This is a genomic window from Candidatus Paceibacterota bacterium (assembly GCA_035404205.1).
In the GTDB taxonomy this organism is placed as follows: Bacteria; Patescibacteriota; Minisyncoccia; order UBA6257; family JAVHQB01; genus JAVHQB01.
Genome location: DAONGQ010000020.1, coordinates 1 through 4629, shown reverse-complemented (window position 1 = coordinate 4629; position 4629 = coordinate 1). Strand labels below are relative to the sequence as shown.

Sequence of the window (4629 nt, the reverse complement as noted above, 5' to 3'; positions counted from 1 at the left end):
ATATCTTGGGCCTCTTCTTTAGAGTTAACCCTTAAATATACAAACCGATAAATTTTCTCTACGTAAGTATCGTAAATTTGTGAGAATTCTTGAGAGTCCATCTATTATTTCATTTTATCTCCTCTGGGGCGCACTACAAGAAGCCAATTTTTGGCTTTAGAACTGTTTATCAGCAAACCCGGAAACATTTAGGAGATACGTCAGTCTAGCATGTTTAACTTTGCTTGTAAACCAAAATAGGCCTATTCCTCATCTTGATTCCTTGGGACACGGGCTTTCCTCTTTAGTACTGGGCGAGGAGAAAGAAGTGCCCAATCTTTTTCACTTGAATTTTCTTCCTCAACTGTATCCTCTCCGTCTAAAGAGTCGGATTTTAATTCTTCCTCCCTTTCTGGTTCTTCAATAATTTCTTCTTTACTTTCTTCGTCCTCCACGTTTTTCACTCGGCGACGAGGCTTAGCCCCTTCAGAAGCCTTCTCTTCTTCCTCGCCTTCTATAGCTAATTTTTTCGAAGTTAACTTTTGTTCTACTTTGGGCATAACAATAGTTAAAACGCCGTTTTTGCTAAAATTGGCCTTCGCTTTATCGGGGTCAATGTCTGTGGGCAAAAGAACAGTGCGGGAGAAGTTGCCGTAAAAGCACTCCTGGTAATAATAATTTTTGCTGGAAATTTCCTGATTACGTTTTCTCTCTCCTTTGATAGTTACTAAATCGTGAGTAATGGAAATGTCTAAATCGTTGGGGTCAAGTCCGGCAATTAAAGATTCAATAACTATATTATTGCCATCGGCATAAACATCAATGGTTAGTTCCCCTTCCTCGGTTTCCCCTAAATCATTAGAATTTTCAGCGACATTTATTTTTTTGGTGAACATATCTTTATAATTTTTTATTTAATCACTTTTCATTATACCCAGTTGCTTGGTTTTATTCAACTGGAAAATTATTTATAAAAATCATGATTAGAGAGAGACCGAGGGTGATCTTCTAGAATCTGAAAAAGCCATAGAAATAAAATAGCTAGCATGAAAAGCAAGCCGCCCATAGCCATAATAAGATTGGGTTGGGACAAGATTAAAAAATAATTAAAAATCGTGTGAACCACAACTGCCACGCTTATCCCTGCAAAAATCAGTTTGGTCACCTTACCAGCAGAATAGCCACGTTTGACCCCCCAACCCCAAGCAGTGCCAATAATAACCGCTAAGAGCGCGTGCAAAAAATTAGCTCCCAAGAAGCGACCGCTGACAAGACTTAAGAATTCTAAGTAGTTTGTTTTATTGGCTATTAAGGAGCAAACAGCGATTATGTTTTCCAAACTGGCAAAACCCAAAGCTCCTGTCACTAAATAAATTACCGGGTCAAGACATTCATCACAGGCCGAATTGCGCTTAATTACCAAGTAGACCATTAAAAATTTGGTTGCCTCTTCAATAATTGCTCCTACAAAACATAGCCACAAACTCCGTTGCAGTAATTGAGTGCTATTAAAAAAAATGGTATTTTTGAAAAAGAAGGTTTCTAAAAGCCAAATAATCGGACCCATCAAAAAACCGCTAAAATATACTGCCAGCAGCCATCTCAACGGTTCTGGACGTTTTCTATCTTGCCACAGAAAAAAAGCTAGCCAAAAAAGAATCGGCACTAAACTAAGCAAGCTAAAAACAAGAATGGTAATTATCTTTTCCATAAAATATTAGGATATTTGGGGCCAACTTTCTTTAATGAGTAAATCGTGTTTGCCTGGCAAGAATTGCCAAATATATTCAGTGACAAAGGGGGTATAAGGATGTAAAAGTTTCAAAATGTTGACGAGCACGTAATATAAAACGTGGTTGGTTTCTGGGCCGGCAAATTTTTTGCTTTGCTCCAGATAGAGGTCGCAAAAATCATGCCAAAAGAACTGATACAAAGTTTGTAAGCTTTGTCCGAAACGTTCTTTGCTTAAATCTGCTTCAGTTTGCTTGACAACCTTGGCTAATTTTTTGAGAATCTGCTTGTCGTATTTATTTAAGCGAGCCGCCTTGGGTTTTTGGTCGGAATAACTTTTGCCTTTTAAATTTAAAAGGACAAAACGCGAGGCGTTCCACAACTTATTTAAGAACTTCTTGCCGCTAATAATAAATTCTTCATTGAAGCGAATATCCTGAACACCGGTAGCTTGCCAGGTAAGACCAAAACGGGTAGCGTCAGCGCCATAGGTATTGATAAGCAAGAGCGGGTCAACGCCTGTGCCCAAACTCTTAGACATCCTTTTGCCTTCTTTATTCATTACTGTCGCGTGAATGTAAACCTTTTGAAAGGGCGCTTTCCCGGTAAATTCCAATCCCGAATAAATCATTCTCGTGATCCACAGATGGAAAATATCTCGAGCGCTAGTCATATAGTTGGTCGGATAGAAAGTCTTAAGGTCTCGGCATTTTTTATCAGCCGCTTCGTCCCCTGTCCAACCTAAGACAGCAAAGGGCCAAAGGGCGGAAGAAAACCACGTATCTAAAACATCTTCAATTTGCAGCCATTCACTCTTGCCGCAATGAGGGCATTTGCTCTTGGGCTGATTAATAGAAATAATAGGGTTCAATTGATTGGTGTCACAACTGCAATACCAAACAGGCATTCTGTGTCCCCACCAAATCTGCCTTGAAATGCACCAATCTTTAACATTCTTGAGCCAATCAAAATAAGTTTTTTCAAAATTCTTAGGCACAATCTGCACCTCCTTGTTTTTCACTGCTTGGGCAGCCGCTTCTGCTAAACCTTTCATTTGCAAAAACCACTGATTAGAAATTTGGGGCTGAATTTCTGTCCCACAGCGCATGCAAACTGGCAAACTTAAATCGTAATCTTCTATTTTTTCCAACAAGCCAAGATTTTTAAGTTCTTCTATAATTTTTTCACGGCCCTCTGCCATTTTGAGTCCTTGGTATCTTGCTGGAGTAACCGCATTGAAGCGGCCATGGTCATCAATTACACTCACAAATTCCAAGTTATGTCTTTGACCTATTTCAAAATCTATAGGGCTATGCGCCGGAGTCACCTTTAGAGCGCCGGTACCAAAATCCTTGTCCAAAGCTTTATCGGCAATAATAGGAATTTCTTTATTCATAATAGGCAGAATGGCGAACTCCCCCACTAGCTTGGTATAACGCTTGTCTCCTGGCGCCACCGCTATAGCCGTATCGCCCAGCATAGTCTCGGGACGAGTAGTAGCTACCGTAATATAACCGCCTTTTTTTAACGGGTATTTGATATACCACAAACTGCCTTTCTGTTCTTTGTATTCCACTTCTAGGTCCGAAATGCTGGTGTGACAGCGAGGGCACCAATTGACTACTCGATTACCTCTGTAAATAAGGCCTTTCTCATAATAATGAATGAAGGCGTTTTGCACCGCTTTCTGATAGTCCTTATCCAAAGTAAAACGCAATCTCGACCAATCGGCCGAAACACCCAAAGTTTTAGCTTGTTCTAAAATAGTATTGCCTGATTTTTCTTTCCATTGCCACACTCTTGCCTCAAATTTTTCTCTTCCTAAATCAAAACGACTCAAATTTTCTTTGCGTAATTCTTTTTCTACTACGTTTTGCGCCGCAATACCCGCATGGTCAATCCCGGGAACCCACAACACTTTATAGCCCTGCATTCTTTTTTGCCTGACCACGATGTCGGTTAAAGTGTCTTCCAAAGCATGCCCCATATGCAGAGACCCCGTAATATTGGGAGGAGCCATAGCTACTGTAAAACTTTTCTTGCTTGGGTGAGATTGTTTATCAGGATTAAAACAACCCTTCTTCATCCAAGTGGCGTAAATAGTTTTTTCTACTTCAAGCGGATTATAACTGGTATTTTCTAAAATATTTTTAGACATCGCTAGAAAACCTCTTTAACTTTTTAAAATCCTCATTACTTTATGGTTAGGTTAGCACAAACATCTAAATCCTGCCACCGACTTTTCGCTCCCTGGAGTTGCCTCAGATAAGCAGCTGCCGCAATCATAAGGCCGTTATCGGTGGTAAGCGCCATAGGTGGAGTAAAATATTGGATGCCAGGCAGCTCTTCTTTCAATTTAATGCCCAATGTTTCTCTTAGCTTGGCATTGGCTGACACTCCTCCGCCAATCCAAACGGATTTTACTTTATTTTCTTTGGCTGCTTTCACTGTCTTGGCTACCAAAGTATCAATGACTGCGTTTTCAAAAGAAGCTGCTAAATCTGCCACTACTTTATTAGGTTTTTTACTGACATCATATGGCCTTGGCTTTATCTTGAGTTTTTGCACCGTATAGAGCATCGCTGTTTTTAAACCAGAAAAACTAAAATCGTAATTAGGCTTATCTAGCATGGGGCGAGGAAAAGCATATTGGGCGCCATTCCCATAAGTAGCCGCTTTAGAAATAAAGGGTCCGCCAGGATAACCCAAGTTCAGCAAGCGCGCTACCTTATCAAAGGCTTCGCCAGCCGCATCATCTAAAGTTTCTCCCAAAAGTTTATAGTGAGTAAAGCTTTTTAAATAAATAATTTGGGTATGACCGCCCGAAACTAAGAGGCAAATAGCCGGAAATAACGGAGCAGCTGTTTTGAAATCAAAATCAATAAAATTAGCAAAAAGGTGCCCCTCTAAATGGTTCAC

4 protein-coding genes are annotated in these 4629 nt (G+C 40.1%); all 4 read right to left on the bottom strand.

The genetic code is table 11. The features are described 5' to 3' along the window. Positions 1-242: 242 nt before the first annotated feature. Positions 243-875, bottom strand: coding sequence for an Hsp20/alpha crystallin family protein (locus PK547_02655; GenBank protein HPR91609.1), 633 nt, complete (start codon positions 873-875; stop codon positions 243-245). A gap of 68 nt (positions 876-943) precedes the next feature. Next, positions 944-1690: a PrsW family glutamic-type intramembrane protease gene (locus PK547_02650; protein HPR91608.1), complete on the bottom strand. Its 747-nt coding sequence runs from the start codon at positions 1688-1690 to the stop codon at positions 944-946. Between the two features lie 6 nt (positions 1691-1696). Beyond that, entirely contained in the window at positions 1697-3868 is a 2172-nt protein-coding gene (locus PK547_02645) for a valine--tRNA ligase (protein HPR91607.1), read from the bottom strand. A gap of 35 nt (positions 3869-3903) precedes the next feature. Further along, on the bottom strand, positions 3904-4629 hold a 726-nt coding region (gene tsaD, locus PK547_02640; GenBank protein ID HPR91606.1), incomplete at its 5' end, for a tRNA (adenosine(37)-N6)-threonylcarbamoyltransferase complex transferase subunit TsaD.